Source organism: Chryseobacterium artocarpi (genome assembly GCF_001684975.1).
Lineage (GTDB): Bacteria > Bacteroidota > Bacteroidia > Flavobacteriales > Weeksellaceae > Chryseobacterium > Chryseobacterium artocarpi.
The window spans coordinates 316805-335388 of record NZ_MAYH01000012.1; the positions used below are offsets into that span (position 1 = coordinate 316805).

Sequence of the window (18584 nt, forward strand, 5' to 3'; positions counted from 1 at the left end):
ATGAATATGCTGAAATTTGAAGAATTAAGGAGTTTTCTTGATGAAAAGGCAGATCAGTATAATGCTCCCGATTTTATTGAAAATGATCCGATACAGATTCCGCATCGTTTTTCAGTAAAACAGGATATTGAAATTGCAGGTTTTTTGGCGGCAACCATTTCCTGGGGAAATAGAAAATCGATCATTAATTCTGCCAATAAAATGCTTGAGATTATGGGAAATTCACCCTATGATTTCGTACTGAATTATTCTGAAAAAGATTTGAAAGATATTCAGGATAAAAGCATTCACAGAACCTTTAATGGGGAAGATTTTTCTTATTTTATTAAACAGTTTAACCGAATTTATAAAGAAAATGAAAGTCTGGAGAATCTGTTTAAAGTGAAAGATTCCGAAACTAATTTTCTACATGCCATAGAAAGATTCCGAAGCGGTTTTCTGGAAACTGAGAAACACAGAAGTCATAAACATATCAGTTCGCCTTATAAAAACTCATCTGCAAAAAGAATCATCATGTTTCTGAGGTGGATGGTACGAAAAGATAAACGTGGCGTAGATTTTGGAATCTGGGAGAATATTGATCAAAAACACTTATCTATCCCGTTGGACGTGCATACCGGTAATATTTCAAGAAAATTAGAGCTTGTGTCAAGAACACAGAACGATTGGAAAACGGTAGAGGAATTAGATATTGCCATTAGGAAATTTGATGAAAAAGATCCGGCAAAGTATGATTTTGCATTGTTTGGATTAGGAGTAACCAAAGAACTCATGTAAAAAAACTTAAAGGATGAAAAAATATAACGAAAAAACAGAGGTTCTTGAGAAAATAGCAGACAGTATTACTTCCTGGATTGGGTCTATTCAGTCTCTGATTGTACATACCTTGCTGTTTGTGACTTCGTTTTTGCTTCCGATGCTGAATATTGTAGATTTTGATAAAATGCTCCTTATTCTTACAACGGTACTTTCTCTGGAAGCGATTTATCTTGCTATTTTTATTCAGATGTCTGTCAATAAGAGTCACGAGAAAATTGAAGATATTCAGGAGGATATTGAAGAAATCAGTGAAGATATTGAAGACATTCAGGAAGATATTGAAGAGATCAGCGAGGATATCGAAGAAATTAGTGAAGATATTGAAGAGATCAATGAAGATATTGAGGACATTCAGGAAGATATTGAAGAGATCAACGAGGAAGAAGATGATGAAGACCACAATGAAAGAGCTAAAAATGTAATGCTGAAAAGTAATGTAAGTTCAAATAAAAATGAAATAAAAGCTTTGAAGGATATTATTTCTCAGTTGAAGGATGAGATTAAGGAATTGAAGAAGGAGGAATAGCTTGTAAAATTTTATGTTATACTTTAAAATAGTAAAGAGACAGATCAGTATATTGATCTGTTTTTTTATTGTAAAAATTTTTCTTTTTAATTTGTGGAAAATGTAAAAATAAAAAATATTTGTTGTGAATCTATTCAGTGAAATATATGATAATTGGTTATGAAACGGAAATTGTATAGATATTTTTGTTACATTTGAGGAAATGAAATTAAAATGTTGAACTATAGATTAAAAAACTACTCTTTTCTTTTAACGTTTTTATTAGCTTCTGTTTCTGTATTTTCACAGCAAAAATCTGATCGTAATAATCGTAATGCGGTAGATGCAAGACCTTCAAGAGCAAGCCTCAGAGCAGGTGCATTTATAGATGTGAATGTACCGTCTTATACAGAATCCGGTTATACACCCGAACAACTTGTAAAAGATATTTTGATCAATGGGGGAACCTCCTGTACAGCTGCTAATGTATCAAACGTTACAGTAAGTCCTAATAATGCTGTATCTGATGAAAACAGATTTTGGGGGTATTTTCATAAAGGAACGGCAAATTTTCCCTTTAAAGACGGAATTGTACTGAGCACCGGTTTTGCAAAAGAAGCCGGAAACGAATTCATAAGTTTGCTAAGCCAAAATGTGAACACCGGAAGTGATGCTGATCTTGTAGCAGCTACCAATCCTACGGTAACGTTAAAGAATGCTGTAGCACTTGAATTTGATTTTATTCCCAATTCTACTCAGGTAAAATTTAATTATATATTCGCTTCAGAAGAATATACATCAGACTTTCCATGTTCTGATTATTCAGATGCTTTTGCGTTATTGCTGAAGAAAGTAGGAGATCCTACTTATGTTAATCTTGCAGTATTACCAGGAACAGCAGGTCCGGTAAGTGCTACCAATATTGTACCTGCAGGGAATGGTTTCAGCTGTGGTCCCATCAATGAAGCGTACTTTGGTGGAATGAATAAACCTCACGTAGGCATTAATTTTTATGGAAGAACTATTCCATTGACGGCAACTGCTGATGTAATTCCCGGACAGACTTATCACTTTAAAATGGTTCTGGCAGATGCTCAGGATACAGGTCATGACTCTGCAGTTTTTCTGGAAGGAGGATCATTTGATATAGGAATTAAAATCGTGGATGAAGCAGGAGTAGGATTGCCGGGAAGTATCAATGTGTGTGACAATGCCCCTAAAGTATTAAAAGCTCAGGTGGCTACAATTCCTGGAATGACCTTTCAGTGGTATAAAGATGGAGTTCTAATTCCTGGGGCAACCAGTGCTACTTATATTGCAACTGCTCCAGGCGTGTACACGGTAAAAGTAATGATTCCAGGGAATCAATGCCCGGGAGAAGCTACAATTAAAATTATTGGAGGAACGAGCCCTACAGTTCAGCCAGCAACATTAAAGCTGTGTACAACTCCTACAGTTACTACATTTAATTTAGAAGATGCAAAACCTTTGATTAGTACAACTCCGGGAGCTGTATTCCGTTTTTATGCAAATCTGGCGGATGCACAGGCTCAAAATAATAGTTACATTACCACCCTTACGAATTATAATGGAACGGACGGTCAGGTACTGCATGTTCTGGTTTCTAATGGTTCATTTTGTAGTAGAATAACCACTTTGACCTTAAGAAAAGAAGCAACTCCGGTAGTAACACTTACGGCGCCAAGGTTGAAAATCTGTGAAGGAGAAACATTACTGTTAACGGCATCAGGTGGCGTTACTTACGAATGGAGCGATTCATCCACTACTGCTGGAATAAGAACAGTGAGCCCTACTCAAACGACTACTTATACTGTGTATGCCATCGGAGCACAAGGGTGTAAATCATTAGTTCCGGCAACAATTAAAGTGGAAGTGGTTCCGGCTATTGTTTCTACATTGAAAGGAGGTCATATCTGTCAGGGAGATAAAATTCTTCTTAATGCAGGTTCGGGACCTGGATATACTTACCAGTGGAGTTCAGGAGAGACCACCCAGTCTATTACAGTTGATACTCCGGGAGAATACAGCGTGACAATCAGTAATGGAGTCTGTTCAAAAGAATTTAAAACACAGGTGATTAAAGCTGTTGTTCCTGAAGTAATCAATGTAGATTATAATGATAGAGGAACAATGATTCTTACAGCAAGTAATCCTAGTAACGGAGTATTGGAATATTCCATAGATAACGGAGTTACCTGGCAGGCTTCCAATGTATTTACAGATGTTCCTAAAAATAAAGTAATATCAATACGTGTAAGAGTTAAATATACCAGCTGTGAAGGTTTCCTTGAGTTCTTTACTTTTGTGATGAAAAATGTGATTACTCCGAATGGTGATAATATTAACGATATTATTGATTTCAGAGGAATAAGCAGTTATAAAGATTTCAGCGGTAAGGTTTTCGATCGCTACGGAAAAGAAGTATTTAAAGCAGAGAAAATCAGACCATATTGGGATGGTTATTTCCAGGGGAAAAGACTTCCTACGGCGTCTTATTGGTATCAGGTTACCTATGAAGATCCTGCAAGTAAGCTCCTTACTGTGAAAACAGGATGGATACTCCTTAAAAACATAGAGTAGTTTTAAACTATGATCAAAAGACTGGCAGTTTTGTCAGTCTTTTTTTATTATTATCAAATAAATAAAATTGATATTCTACCATAAATAAACTTGCATTAGTAATAATGTAAAATGTGATAAGTTGAATTTTAATTAAAAAAAATAGTACTTTTGTTTAAAACAATATAAAATGTTAAATAGGAGGACGAGAAATTTATTTTTAGCGTTATTTTTTGCTTTTATTGGAAACATTGTTTTTGCTCAAAACAGAGGGAGAACACAGGAGACCAGAAGACCTGGTGCAGCAGCATTGAGGGCAGGAGCTTTTATAGATGTAAATGCAGCAAGCTATCCTGAATCCGGTTATAGCATTACCCAGCTGGTGAAAGATGTTCTTATATCAGGAGGAACATGCGCCAGTGCTAATATAAGTAATGTATCAGTTTCTCCTAATTTATCAGCAAGCAATTCAAGCAGAAGTTGGGGTTTTTTTAGTAAAGGAAGCACAAACTTTCCCTTTAGCAGAGGAGTTATCCTTTCTACGGGATTTGCACATATGGCGGGAAATGTATATCATGCAGATTTAAATGATGATATTGGGACTGGCGGAGATGATGATCTGGCAACGGCATTAGGGCTTTCAAATGCAGATATAAAAGATGCTACTTATATTGAATTTGACTTTGTAGCTGTTTCTACAGAAATTACATTCAAATATTTGTTTGCTTCAAAAGAATACCAACAAGGATTTCCTTGTACAATTACTGACGGTTTTGCTTTGCTATTGAAAAAGGTAGGTGATCCTACTTATACTAATATGGCGGTGCTTCCTGGATCTGCGGGTCCTGTGAGTGTAACGAATATTCACCCTGCAATTAATGTTCCTCCTCATTGTGGGGCTGTAAATGAACAATACTTTGGAGGATATAATCCAAACAATATTGAAACAAACTTCAGTGGAAGAACAGTTCCTCTTGTCGCAAAAGCAACTGTAATTCCGGGACAGACGTATCATTTTAAAATGGTGCTTTCTGATTATCAGGATAAAAGTTTTGATTCAGCTGTCTTTTTAGAAGCGGGATCATTTGATATTGGAGTAAAGATTTTAGGTGAAGGAGGTGTTCAGCTTCCCTCTTCTGTGAATATGTGTGATAATACTCCGCAGACCTTTACAGCTTCTGTTCAGGTTCCTAATGTAACCTATCAATGGTTTTTAAATAACAATCCTATAACAGATGCGAACCAGGCAAGTTATACCGCAACACAGCCGGGAGTTTACACTGTTAAAGTATATATTCAAGGGAGTTCCTGCCCGGGAGAAGCTACAATTACTGTAGTAGGAGGAACATCACCAACGGTTCAGAATTCAACATTGACAGCCTGTTATGCCGCTGGAAATGCTGTGTTTAATTTACCTTCAGCGCAATCTGCAATAAGTACAACGCCGGGCGCAGTTTTTTCATATTATACGACATTCGCTGATGCTAATGCTGGAAATGCAAGTACAATACCAAGCCCTGCAACATATTCAAGCCCAGGAGGACAAACCGTATACGTTAGAGTGAGAAATGGTTTCTGTTCGAAAGTCGCAGAGCTTCAGCTTATTAAAGCACCACAAATGACTGCTACTATTGCACCTCCAACAGTACTGACGTGTGCGAATTCTCAGATTACACTGGACGCATCCGCTTCAGTTTTCCCTACAGGATCTACATTTGCCTGGACTACTACAGGAGGTTTTATTGTTTCAGGAGGAAATACTCTAAACCCAGTTATTAATGCTCCGGGAACCTATACTTTAACAATCACAAAAGCTTATCAACCAGGTAATGTAAATTGTACGACAGTAGCAAATGTAGTAGTGACAGGAAACAGTGCACCTCCCGTAACAAACCTTACAGCACCTAAGTTAAAGATCTGTAAAGGAGAATCTGTAGTATTAACAGCTTCAGGAGGAGCAACCTACAACTGGGGAAATGGGCTTACTGGAAATGGAAATACTCAAACGGTATCACCTACAACTACTACGACCTATACGGTAACTGCGGTAGGTTCTAATGGATGTGCTTCTCAGAATCCAGGTACTTTGACTATTGAAGTGTCAGAGCCATTTACACCACAAAATGCAACGCTGCATAAATGTTATCAGCCAGGGTTGACTTTTGACCTTACCGAAGCACAACCACAGATTACAAATATTGCCGGAATTACTTTTACTTATTATGTAAATCAGGCAGATGCCAATGCTGCAAACGGAAACTTTATTACAACACCTACAACATATGCAGCTCCCGGAAACCAAACTATTTATGTATTGGTAAGCAATGGCGGATGTAGCTATGTGGTTTCTCTGCAATTGATAAAAGCTGCTGAAACGACTTTAATTATTAATGCTCCGCAAACCGTTACCTGCACAACACCTCAGGTTACATTGGATGCGTCTACTTCTGTTATTCCTTCTGGATCTACTATTGCATGGACTACAACTGGAGGAACTATTGTTTCAGGAGGCACTACACTTACACCTATAGTAAGTGCTGGAGGAACTTATACTCTTACGGTTACTAATGTATCACAGCCAGGGAATTTAAACTGTCCATATACTGCAACGGTAACTGTAACACAGGATACTGTAGCTCCAACATCAGGATTAACGTCATCCCAACCACGGATTTGTGTGGGTGAATCAGTAACATTGACAGCTTCAGGAGGCGCTACTTATATCTGGGGCAACGGTCTTACAGGAAATGGAAATACTCAGGTAGTATCACCTAACAATACTACTGTTTATACTGTAACAGCTGTAGGAGCCAACGGATGTGTATCTGCAACTCCTGCAACGGTAACAGTTCAGGTAGGACCACCTATTGCAGGGCTTACAGCATCTAAAATGAAAATTTGTGAAGGAGAATCTGTAACATTGACAGCTTCAGGAGGGTTTACTTACAGTTGGGGTAATGGTCTTACAGGAAATGGAAATACTCAGGTTGTGACTCCTTCAGTAACAACTACTTACTCAGTACATGCATTAGGAGGAAACGGATGTAGTTCTGTAAACCCTGCAACGGTAGAAATACAGGTAGTTCCTGCTATTGTTTCTACATTACAGGATGTTTACGTTTGTGCCGGAGATAATGGAACTCTTGATGCAGGACCAGGGGTTAATTATACTTATCTATGGAATACAGGAGCAACAACTAGAACGATCACAACAAACCTTCCGGGAACTTATTCGGTAACGATAAGTAATGGAGTATGTTCAAAGGTTTTCACGGCACAGTTAATTAATCCTGACCTTCCTCAGATTACCAATGTTGTTTATGAAAAGAATGTTTTAACCCTTACAGCAAGTAATCCTAGCGGCGGAACTTTAGAATATTCAGCAGATGGGGGAGCAACATGGCAGTCATCAAATGTATTTTATAATATTTTAAATAATACAATGTACCATTTAATGGTTCGTGTGAAGGATGCAAAATGTGGTACATCTGTAGAGTATTATACCTTGATAATAAGCAATGCAATTACGCCTAATATGGATGGTGTAAATGATACTATTGATTTTACAGGAGTGAGTGGATATAAAGATTTTGCAGCTTCGATTTTTGACAGATATGGAGCTGAGGTCTTTAAAGCAACAAAGAATGAAGCTATATGGAGAGGATCACTGAAAGGGATAAACCTACCTACGGGTACTTATTGGTATAGAGTTCAGTGGGAAAATCCTGCAAGTAAAAAGCTTGAAGAACGCTCAGGATGGATTCTGTTGAAAAATAGAAATTAACCCGTAATAAAATAATAACTAGTAAAGTCTTCCAAATCCGGAAGACTTTGTTTTTTATGGCAATTACTATTTAGAATTAAAAATAATTTAGAATATAGTATTTAATACGTTGTAATGGTTAAGGTAATTGGTTATTTTTTATAAAATATTAATTTTCAAAAGGATATAAATGGGAATGTTTAAATAGTCTGCTTTATATATGCAAATCTTGATAGTAGTTTAAAATCATATAATAAAGAAATTAGCTGTAAGCGGTGTATTTTTTTATATTTTTATGGTAAAAAACATAAATATGTATATGGTATATTCAAAAAAAAATTAAATTTGTTGAAACAAAAATATTATGAGAAGATATCTACCGCTTTGTTTACTTTTCCTGGTCGTCTCGACCTTTTTATTTGCACAAACTCAAACACCGCCCCCCAGAAAAGGGATGAGAGAAACTCTTTCTGCAGAATCCAGAAGAGCAGGGGCTTTTATTGATGTGAATGCACCCACTTATACAGAATCCGCTTTTGACATAGAAAAATTGGTGAAAGATGTTTTAATTTCATCAGGAACCAATACCTGTGTTACTCCGAATGTGACGAACGTAAAGATCACTCCAAATCACGCGGTAGGAAATGCAAACAGATCATGGGGATATTTTCATAAAGGAACCACCAATTTCCCTTTTAAAGATGGAATCATACTTTCTACAGGATTTGCAAAAAATGCTGGAAATACAGGGATCGCAGCAACTCTTGAAGATATAAACGGAGGTGGTACAGATACTGACCTTGCACAGGCAATAGGGGTATCATCAAGTAATTTAAAAGATGCTGTACTTTTAGAATTTGATTTTGTTCCTACAACTTCGCAGATTAAGTTTAATTACTTATTAGCGTCTGAAGAATATACATCAACCTTTCCTTGTAATTTTGCAGATGCTTTCGTAATATTATTAAAACCTACAGCAGGAGGTCCTTATGTGAATATGGCTGTGCTTCCCGGAGGAGCAGGACCGGTAAGTATTACCAATATTCACCCGGCAATTCCTGGGGGATGTCCGGCAGTGAATGAAATGTATTTCGGTGGCTTCAATAACGCTAATATTGAAACCAACTTTAATGGAAGAACAATACCTCTTACTGCTGTAGCTAATGTAACGGCAGGACAGGAATATCACTTTAAAATGGTAGTGGCAGATTACACTGACTTTAGATATGATACCGCTGTATTCCTTGAAGGAGGATCTTTCAATATCGGAGTAGAACTTTTAGACCCAAGTGGAGCTCAATTACCATCTGATATTAATGTGTGTGATAACGCTCCTCAGGTAATCACAGCTTCTGTAAGTGATCCTAACTTATTATACAAATGGTATCATAACGGTGTAGTTGTACCCAACGCAAACACTAATACTATTACAGCGACACAACCGGGAACTTATATGATTGAAGTAAGCTTACCAGGAAATCCTTGTCCCGGAACTGCCACTATAGAAATTCATGGTGGTACAACCCCACAAGCAAATAATGCTACATTATTACTCTGTACTACTCCGGATATTACCACTTTTGATTTAAGTACCATCAAACCATCTATCAGTACAACACCTGGCGCAGTCTTCAAATTCTATGAAGATCAGGATGATGCTATTGCGCAGAATAATGATTATATTCAAAATATTCTTAATTATAATGGTAATGATGGACAGATCTTATATGTAGTGGTTTCAAACGGTATCTTCTGTAGTAAAATTGTTGAACTGACATTGCTAAAAGAAGCAACACCTACCGCCAAAATAAAATCTTCCAGAATAAAAATATGTCCGGGGGAATCTGTGACGTTATCTGCAGAAGGAGGAGATACTTATCAATGGGTAAACTTCCCGGGAACAGGCAATACACAAACAGTTACTTTGTATCAGACTACCATATTTTCAGTGTATGCTGTGGGAGCAAAAGGGTGTAGATCTTTAAATCCTGCAACAATAAGAATTGAAGTTACTCCGGAAATTACCTCACCTTTAGCAGATGTTGAAATGTGTCGTGATGATCGTGTTACCTTGGATGCCGGTGCAGGAACTAACTATAAATATTTATGGAGCACAGGTGCTAAAACACAAAAGATCGATGTAGATCAGTGGGGAATTTATACTGTAGAAATAGACAACGGAATCTGTAAAAAAGTATTTTCGGCTAATGTGATGGGAGCTGCCAAACCTTATGTCACAGGGCTTAATTACGAAAGTATCAAAAAAACTCTGACGGTTACAGCAGAAAATCCACCAATGAACAACTTACCAAGCACTTTGGAGTATTCAATGGATAACGGAATTACATGGCAGTCGTCAAACGTATTTACGAATCTTCTGGATAATACAAATTATACGATCATGGTAAGAAGAGTAGGAACTCATTGCGTTGGCACATTAGACTTCTTTACATTGCAGATCAATAATATTATCACACCTAATGAAGATGGAATTAATGATGTTCTGGATCTTACAGCCCTTACAGGATTTAAAAACTTTACAGGTTCTATTCACGATAGATACGGAGTGGAAATATTCAAATTCTCGAAAGAAACTCCAATCTGGAATGGAACAGTAGGTGGCAAGAGACTGCCTTCAGCAACATACTGGTACAAGTTCAATTTTGAATATCCAAACTCAAAAGCTCAAATGGACTGGTCCGGATGGATTATGTTGAAAAACAGAGAATAAAATTTTAAATACATATGAAAAGCCTTTCAATTTAATTGAAAGGCTTTTTCTTTGCTCAAAAAAATAAAAGCTTCTTTATGAGAAGCTTTTATTGGTATATTTTATTGATTTTCTTTCCAAAGATTTGCAAAAGAAATGAAATCCGAAACACTGAGTTCTTCTGCTCTTTTATCTAAAAATTCATGACCTTTCAAAGCTTCAGGAATATTTAAAGTTTTTAGAGCATTAGATAGTTTTTTTCTTCTCTGATTGAAACCAGTCTTTACAATCTGTTTAAAAAGTACCTCATTACCAGCTAAACCTTCCTTAGGATTTCTTATTAATCTGATAACACCGGATTTTACTTTTGGTGGCGGGTTAAAGACATTCTCATGAACAGTAAACATATAGGATACATCATAGTATGCCTGTATAAGAACCGAAAGGATACCATAATCTTTAGTTCTAGGTACTGCTGCCGTTCTCTCAGCCACCTCTTTCTGGAACATTCCTACCATTTCAGGGATCAATTCATAGTGATCTACAATCTGAAATAATATCTGCGAAGAAATATTATATGGAAAATTACCGATAATGGCAATCTGCTCATCTTTAATAAAATTAAAGTCCTGTTTCAGGAAATCTCCTACAAAAGTATCTTCTGTAACCTTGGAATAATTGTTTTTCAGATATTCAATAGATTCCGTATCAATCTCTGCAAGATAGATTTTCTGGTCTTTTTCAAGAAGATATTTAGTAAGAACTCCCATTCCGGGACCTACCTCCATGATGTTTTTATAGTTCTCAAAACTAAGACCTTCTACGATTTTTCTTGCGATATTTTCATCTGTCAGGAAGTGCTGCCCAAGATGTTTTTTTGCTTTTACACTCAAAGTTTTTTATGATTTTATTAACAATGATTTTCTTTTTTTCGTCCCAAATTTCGGAAGTTTTTTTCTATTTTAGCCAAAAATTTTAATATTAATGGCTAAATCTGTAGATGAGTTTAATAAGAAAAGGCTTCGGTCCAGCAATATTACAGTAGTGATAAGTATTGCCTTAGTGTTATTTTTGTTGGGATTAATGGGGCTTATTTTAATTAATGCCCAAAAGTATTCTGACTATATCAAAGAACAGTTGGTGGTAAACGCTTACTTTGATGAAAACTATGACGCGAAAGATTCTGTAAAAATTGCAAAACTAGAGGAAGAAACTTTTAAAAAGGTACAGACGTTAGCTCCTGTAAAAAAAGCGACCTATATTTCAAGAAGCATGGCTGCAAAAGAAGCCAAAAAAAGTATGGGAATCGATAGTGATGCATTGTTTGAAGAAAATATTTTCCCTTCATCCATCGAAGTTGCTTTGAAACCTGAATATGTAGATCCAGCAAAAATTGATGAAGCAATCAAGGTGATCAAGTCTGTTCCTGGAATTATTGATGTGAAAAACGACAGCACTCTGATGGTGGATGTCTACAATAACCTGAGCAGAATTTTGAAATGGATTCTGGGATTCTCTGTATTATTTTTAGTATTAGCTGTAGTGTTGATCAACAACTCTATCCGTCTGAAAATTTTCTCCAAGAGATTTATCATTAAAACAATGCAGTTGGTAGGAGCGAAAAGAAGATTTATCCTTAAACCGTTTATCATTGAAGCAATTATTTTAGGAGCCATTGGTTCAGTAATTGGTCTTCTTGCATTGGGTGGTGTGTGGTATTACTTCACCAGTCAGATCGGTTCAGCTTTTATACAGGACAACAATCAGTACTTCTGGTTAGTGATTCTTGTATTGGGAGTAGGGATCTTTATTTCTGTCTTAAGTACGATTTTCGCTACATGGAGATTCTTAAAATCAAACGTTGACGATTTATATTACTCTTAAAAATGAGCAAAAAAACAAATAAAATTTCCGCTTCAAACTTTGGGAGTGAAGCAGAAGTGCCACAGGAAAACACATTCTATTTCGGACAGCAAAACTTCAAGTGGATGCTGATAGGACTAGCGTTTATTGTAGTAGGGTTTCTATTGATGATGGGACCGGATGCTAATACAGTAGACGGAAAATTTGATCCGAATGTATGGAATGATGATATCTTTTCCATCAGAAGAATCAGAATTGCACCGTTATTTGTTGTTATAGGTTTTGTCATAGAGGTCTATGCGATCTTGAAAAGAAAATAAATAAACAGTTTTTATTTAAGGATTAAAAAATTTAAGAATTAAAAGATTAAATATTAATTTGAAAATGTATACAGGTAATACACTTTCATCTATCAAATAATTAATATTTATTTTGGCTCATCGCCAGTCTTTCAATTCTTAAATCTTTTAATCTTTTAATTTTTTAAAGGAATATGGATTTAATTAAAGCAATTATTATTGCCATTGTAGAGGGATTAACGGAATATCTTCCGATCTCATCTACAGCACACATGGGATTCACTGCCAATTTACTGGGAATGCCGGATGATGAATTTTTAAAAATGTTTCAGGTTTCCATTCAGTTTGGGGCAATTTTGTCTGTTGTAGTGGCTTATTGGAAGAAATTTTTTGATTTGAATAATATTCAGTTTTATTTCAAACTGGGTTTTGCAGTAGTTCCTGCATTGGTTTTAGGATACTTATTTGATGATAAAATTGAAGCCGTTCTTGGAAATCAGATTGCCATTTCTTCCGTATTGGTATTGGGAGGAGTAGTGCTTTTATTTGCTGATAAATGGTTCAAAAACCCTAAAATTGATGATGAAAAAGGAATTACCATAAGAAAAGCTGTTACCATAGGATTTTGGCAATGTCTGGCGATGATGCCGGGAACAAGCCGTAGTGCAGCTTCTATTATTGGTGGTATGGCTCAGGGATTAACAAGAAAAGCAGCTGCAGAATTTTCTTTCTTCCTTGCAGTTCCTACAATGCTTGCGGTGACAGTATATTCGGTTTTTGTGAAAACTTGGGGTAAAGAAACTCCAAATCCACAGAAAGGATATGAAATGATTATGGCATCACAGGATCACATCATGATCTTTGTTATTGGAAATGTTGTAGCATTTATTGTGGCATTAATAGCGATTAAAGCATTCATCGGAGTTCTTAATAAATATGGTTTCAAACCTTGGGGGTGGTACCGAATCTTTGTAGGAATCGCTTTACTAATCTATTTTTATTTCTTTAAATAAAAAATATTATATCCATTCATGACAGCTGAAGAACTGAAATCAGGATACGTTTTTTTATTAGATAAGCCATTGGACTGGACTTCTTTCCAGGCTGTCAATAAAATGAAATATAAACTTAAAAGGGAGTTTGATCTTCCTAAAAAGTTCAAAATAGGGCACGCAGGAACCCTTGATCCAAGAGCTACCGGACTTTTGATCGTTTGCTGCGGAAAATTCACAAAGAAAATTCCCGAAATTCAGGATGCTCCAAAAGAATATTGGACGGAAATAAAATTAGGCGTACAAACAGAATCTTATGATACTGAAAAACCGGAAATTTTGCATCAGGATATCTCGCATATCACTGAACAGCTGGTAAAAGAAGCTTTAGAAAAATTCGTCGGAGAAATAGAGCAGAAGCCACCCGTTTATTCTGCTATAAAGATTGATGGCGAAAGAGCTTATAATCTTGCCAGAGCAGGAGAGGAAGTAGAAATGAAGTCAAGGAAAACAACAATTCATTATATCCAGGATATTAAAATAGAATTTCCTTTGGTAAGCTTTACAGTAGGTTGCTCAAAAGGAACCTATATCAGAAGTCTTGCTCATGATATCGGGCAGGAATTGGGAGTAGGAGCTTATTTAACACAATTGAGAAGAACAAAAATCGGAGATTATAAAATCGAAGATGCTACAGATCAGTTTTTAAATAATGACTTTAGATTTCAAGGCGAATGAAAATAAAATTATCCCTTTTTTTAATTGTATTTACCTTTATTAAAGCATTCTCTCAAGACACAGAGAAAAAACAAAAAATGGATTTTTATTTCAATCCATCATTGAATGTAGGCTTTAATATTAATAACAAGTCCGAGAAGAAAAACGATTCACAATATATTGAAACCCCTTCAGTATTAGGGAATTTGACTTATGGTATCACAGCTATTGGTGGGTATAATTTTCTTCCTAACTTTGCCATTGGAACCGGACTTAAATACAGTTTTGCTCAGGATAATTATCATTTGATTTATTGGGTTATTCAGCCAAAATTTATTTTTTCCCCCGGAGATCGTCCTTTTTATATCGATGTGAATTATGGGAAACAGATTAACAGTTCTGCAGTTTCTGGCACTGAATTCTGGGGTGCAAGATTTGGAATGCAGGTTTCCTATTCAAAACGCCTAAGCCAGGAAGGAGGAATTGTTTTCGAATCACATAAGCTGAATGAAGGACATGATGGCTTTTTCATCGGATTAAGCTATGGAATAAGCATTTTCAGTAATAAAAATTATACCGTTTACGGAAGAGACTAATGGAAAAGACACGTATCAATAAATATTTATCAGAAGTAGGTTACTGTTCTCGAAGAGCAGCAGATAAACTGTTGGAAGAAGGAAGAATAAAGATTAATGGTAAGATTCCTGAAATGGGAACTAAGGTTTCTGATGAAGATCTTGTGGAAGTAGACGGGAAACCTATCAGAGAATCAGAGGAAAAACCTGTTTATATTGTTTTTAATAAACCCGTAGGAATTGTTTGTACCACAGATACAAAACGTGAAAAGAATAATATTGTCGATTATATCAATCATCCCCAAAGAATTTTCCCAATCGGACGATTAGATAAACCCAGTGAGGGACTTATTCTTTTAACCAGTGATGGTGATATCGTAAATAAAATTCTAAGAGCAAGAAATAATCACGAAAAAGAATATATTGTAAGGGTAGATAAACCGATCACTCCAAAATTTCTTGAAAAAATGAGAAACGGGGTTCCGATTCTTGATACGGTTACCAAAAAGTGTGAGGTTGAGAAAATTGATGAAATGAACTTCAGAATTATTCTTACACAAGGTTTAAACAGACAGATTCGTAGAATGTGTGAATTCCTTGGTTATGAAGTAAAAAAGCTGAAGAGAATTCGTATTATGAATATCAAGCTTGATCTCCCAATCGGTAAATGGAGAGATTTAACAGATGATGAACTGAATACATTAAATGATTTGCTTACAGATTCAAGTAAAACAATTGATTAAAATTATATATTTTTTTAAGATATAAATGAAAGGCAGGAAGTATTTTCCTGCTTTTTTTGTGTTCAAATTATTAAAGTAATAAGGAATAATTATTTATTAAATTCACATATTGGTGTAATATTTTAAATTTTTCATTGAAATAGTGTTATATTTATATAAACAACTAAACAATTGAAAACCATGAAATTAAAATTTAACCTAGTTCCCTTGTTTATCATTATTCTGATGATATTTTCTAATTGTCAGCATGATAATCACCCGGAAATTCCACACGATACAGCTTTTTTTATTGATTATAGAAGCCTGACAGGACAATCAGATGGAATGGCTGTCATAGAGCTAGATCCTGAAGCTCCAGATTTTGGAAATATTAGTAGTAAGCTTGAATTAGGCATTGGTGTACTCCCACATCATATCTATTATAACCAAAATGCAAATAAGCTATATACAACAGCTTTAGGAGGCAGTTATCTCTATGAAGTAAAAGCAGAAAAAGATAAAATCGGACAACCGAAATTAGTAAGCGCAACGCCTATCGATACGGGAGAGAATACGGTAGGCGAAAATTTATTTTTCACCAGCGACGGAAGATTTTTTATGACTTTTATGGGGGGAGCAGGTGGTCTAAGAGACGGAAGTGTAGGTGTTTTTAATGCGAGCAATAATCAGCTTATAAAAACCATCAAAGCTCCAATTCAGGACAATCCTAACAAGTTTATTATGTATCCGCATGGTATTTCTGTAAATGAAGAAAAAGGATTGATGATGGTGACTTCAACTATTCATCCGGATCTTACCAGTGGTTTTGGAAACACATGCACCTTACTGGATTTGAACACTTACGAGTTAAAAGAAACCTATCAGATTGCAGATTCACCAACAGATATGTCAAGCCCTGTAGAAGTGTTATTGCTTCGTGGCAAATTTCCACAGTATGCTCTTGCGACAACAATGCTTGGGGGTGATATCTGGATTGCTCCATACAATGTTGTAACAAAGAAATATGATGCTTTTTCTAAAATATTTGATGGCAGTACACAAGGATTAGGCTGGACTCTCGAAATGTATATTGATGATAACAACAGGTTGTATGTAAGCTTTGCCGATCCGGGAAAGGTTCTGGTCTTTGACATCAGTAATCTTCCCCAATTAAAGCTTATAAAAACCCTTACAGCAGATAAAGGGGCGCATCATATGGTTTTCTTTAAAACAAAAAAAGGAAAAGAGGTCGTAGCAGTACAGAATAATCTCCTGAATATTCCTAATTTAAATTCCGGAACCATTAGCGTTATTGAAATCGAGTCCGGAAAAACCCTGGGTACAGTTGATTTACGTGGCAAATATGGAATACTACCTGAATCAATAGAAGGAACCAATGGTCCCAGTAGTTATATGCACCACTAAACTATAAACTTAATATTTCAAATGAATAATTTCCCAAAATAGGAAATACTTACTGTTTTGGGAAGTTTTTATATAAAGCTATTTTAAGTATAATTTCATTCTTTCTTCATATTCAGGCTTCAGTTTTAGAAACTTCCATATTTTCTTATCATCTGGATAGGTCGTACGGTAGAATATAATTTTATCAGCAGAATATTTGAAATAAGGATGATCCTTTAACCATTCTTCAGGAGCATCTGTTAAGGTATATTTGGGAACATTAGAATTGTTAAGAGGTGCTATAGAAAGTAACTTTTGCACCAGCTCTTTGTCGATATTGTAGGTGCTTAATATCTGTTCCTTATTCATAAAACCTCCCAGCTTTCTCCTGAAACCAATAATAGAACTGGCACTTCTTTCATCCAAACCAAACTCTATAAGCTGTTTAAATGTAATTGTATTGAGGTCAGTTTTTGAGAAGTCAGTTTTTTCCTGTCTGATTTCTTCTTGTTTTATCGTGATAGGATTAAGTTTTATATAAGGTTTTAGCTCCTGAAACTTCTCAGCAGAAATGACAAAACACTTTTGTATATCTTCCAGATTTTTAAAGCTTCCACGGAGATTTCTGTCTCGGTAATTGACAATAATATTGGCTTGTTTATCTGAGAAGCCGAAAGCTTTCCAACCGTCGACGTTCAAGATATTGGGATCAAAAATATGATATTGTATTTTTGCCTTTTCAGGATAATTGGAAGCAAAAGATCTGAAGTTTTCTGGTGTCTTTGCAGGTAAAATCAAATAAGGTTCCAGTTTACTATAGTTTTCGGGAGAAATTATAAAGCATTCCTTGAATTTCTCTTTACTCACAAAACTTCCACCCAAATAATTTTTATATTTTAAAATAGCCTCGGATTGTCTTTCACTGAAACCCATCTTTATCCAATCTCCAGAAGAAAGTCTATCAGGATTAAATTTTCCAGAGATATTGATTTCTTTTTTGGCAAACGTGTTAAATTCTTTGGATTTACTTTTATCACTAGTTTTGGGAAGCAAAATAAAAGATTCAAGTTCTTCAAATTTTTCTTCGGAAATAGCATAACATTTTTTCAATTGTTCCTTTGATGTGAAATTTCCACCTACGATGTCTTTATATTTGAGGATAGTAGAGACCTGCTTTTCAGAAAAACCAAGCTTTTGCCATTGATCTCTGTCTAAAATATTGGGATCAAAATCTGATAGATTAACAGATGCGGAAGACGCAATAAACTTTACGTCAGGAAAAGGCTCCCTGTTTCTGCTGGTGTATTTTTGAAAGGCTAATAAAATAGTCAGTACAATAACCATTAATGCCAGTTTCTGGTAATAGCTTTTTCTCATCATGCAGTAAACATATTGATAAAAACAAAGTAGGGCAATATCAAACGGTTAAATGATTAAGTTTAATATGTATAATATGCATTAATAGCTTCTAAATTAAATCGTTTGCGAATTTTTTATAGGAATATTTAAATCTGTTGTATTTATTATGACTTAGAATTTTCGATAAAAAAATACTATTTTAAATAATTGTTTAATCAAAAGTTTGGCATATAACACGTTTATCCAATATCAACGTATATTGAATAAAAAGTGGTA

Annotated in this window: 14 protein-coding genes; 12 read left to right on the forward strand and 2 right to left on the reverse strand. The window is 35.4% G+C overall.

The genetic code is table 11. From position 1 onward, the window contains the following. The first annotated feature begins 6 nt into the window (after nucleotides 1-6). The 5 genes from BBI01_RS05950 (at nucleotide 7) to BBI01_RS05970 (ending at nucleotide 10398) form a co-directional block, all read left to right on the forward strand. On the forward strand, nucleotides 7-777 hold the full coding sequence (locus tag BBI01_RS05950; RefSeq protein WP_065394138.1) for a TIGR02757 family protein: 771 nt from the start codon (nucleotides 7-9) through the stop codon (nucleotides 775-777). 13 nt (nucleotides 778-790) lie between these two features. Next, nucleotides 791-1345, forward strand: a complete 555-nt coding sequence (locus tag BBI01_RS05955) for a DUF1003 domain-containing protein (protein ID WP_065393757.1) — start codon at nucleotides 791-793, stop codon at nucleotides 1343-1345. Between the two features lie 213 nt (nucleotides 1346-1558). Continuing rightward, nucleotides 1559-3925, forward strand: a complete 2367-nt coding sequence (locus tag BBI01_RS05960; RefSeq protein WP_065393758.1) for a choice-of-anchor L domain-containing protein — start codon at nucleotides 1559-1561, stop codon at nucleotides 3923-3925. A gap of 169 nt (nucleotides 3926-4094) precedes the next feature. Beyond that, entirely contained in the window at nucleotides 4095-7688 is a 3594-nt protein-coding gene (locus BBI01_RS05965; RefSeq protein WP_065393759.1) for a choice-of-anchor L domain-containing protein, read from the forward strand. 343 nt (nucleotides 7689-8031) lie between these two features. Further along, nucleotides 8032-10398 (forward strand): choice-of-anchor L domain-containing protein, encoded by a 2367-nt coding sequence (locus BBI01_RS05970; protein ID WP_065393760.1) that lies wholly within the window; start codon nucleotides 8032-8034, stop codon nucleotides 10396-10398. A gap of 101 nt (nucleotides 10399-10499) precedes the next feature. Here BBI01_RS05970 and rsmA read toward each other — a convergent pair whose 3' ends face one another. Beyond that, entirely contained in the window at nucleotides 10500-11270 is a 771-nt protein-coding gene (gene rsmA / locus BBI01_RS05975; protein WP_065393761.1) for a 16S rRNA (adenine(1518)-N(6)/adenine(1519)-N(6))-dimethyltransferase RsmA, read from the reverse strand. Nucleotides 11271-11361: 91 nt separating this feature from the next. On the opposite strand from rsmA, the gene BBI01_RS05980 reads away from it, so the two are divergent. From BBI01_RS05980 to BBI01_RS06010, 7 genes are all read left to right on the forward strand, one after another. Continuing rightward, nucleotides 11362-12261 carry a cell division protein FtsX gene (locus tag BBI01_RS05980; protein WP_065393762.1) on the forward strand — a complete coding sequence of 300 codons (900 nt, stop codon included), beginning with the start codon at nucleotides 11362-11364 and terminating at the stop codon, nucleotides 12259-12261. A gap of 2 nt (nucleotides 12262-12263) precedes the next feature. Continuing rightward, a complete protein-coding gene (locus BBI01_RS05985; protein ID WP_185114343.1) occupies nucleotides 12264-12560 on the forward strand; it encodes a DUF3098 domain-containing protein in 297 nt (98 codons plus the stop codon). Between the two features lie 173 nt (nucleotides 12561-12733). Next, a complete protein-coding gene (locus BBI01_RS05990) occupies nucleotides 12734-13552 on the forward strand; it encodes an undecaprenyl-diphosphate phosphatase (protein WP_065393763.1) in 819 nt (272 codons plus the stop codon). Nucleotides 13553-13570: 18 nt separating this feature from the next. Continuing rightward, the gene (gene truB, locus BBI01_RS05995) at nucleotides 13571-14269 is read left to right on the forward strand and encodes a tRNA pseudouridine(55) synthase TruB (protein ID WP_065393764.1); all 699 of its coding nucleotides are present in this window, start codon (nucleotides 13571-13573) and stop codon (nucleotides 14267-14269) included. Nucleotides 14270-14346: 77 nt separating this feature from the next. Next, on the forward strand, nucleotides 14347-14844 hold the full coding sequence (locus BBI01_RS06000; RefSeq protein WP_123862098.1) for a hypothetical protein: 498 nt from the start codon (nucleotides 14347-14349) through the stop codon (nucleotides 14842-14844). Continuing rightward, complete coding sequence (gene rluF, locus BBI01_RS06005) at nucleotides 14844-15566, forward strand: 23S rRNA pseudouridine(2604) synthase RluF (protein WP_065393766.1); 723 nt, start codon at nucleotides 14844-14846, stop codon at nucleotides 15564-15566. The genes BBI01_RS06000 and rluF overlap by 1 nt, the downstream gene beginning before the upstream one ends. 180 nt (nucleotides 15567-15746) lie before the next feature. Beyond that, nucleotides 15747-16970 (forward strand): YncE family protein, encoded by a 1224-nt coding sequence (locus BBI01_RS06010; protein ID WP_065393767.1) that lies wholly within the window; start codon nucleotides 15747-15749, stop codon nucleotides 16968-16970. 78 nt (nucleotides 16971-17048) lie between these two features. Here the strand turns inward: BBI01_RS06010 and BBI01_RS06015 are convergent, their stop codons facing one another. Beyond that, nucleotides 17049-18329: a ComEA family DNA-binding protein gene (locus BBI01_RS06015; protein WP_065393768.1), complete on the reverse strand. Its 1281-nt coding sequence runs from the start codon at nucleotides 18327-18329 to the stop codon at nucleotides 17049-17051. Between the last annotated feature and the right edge of the window lie 255 nt (nucleotides 18330-18584).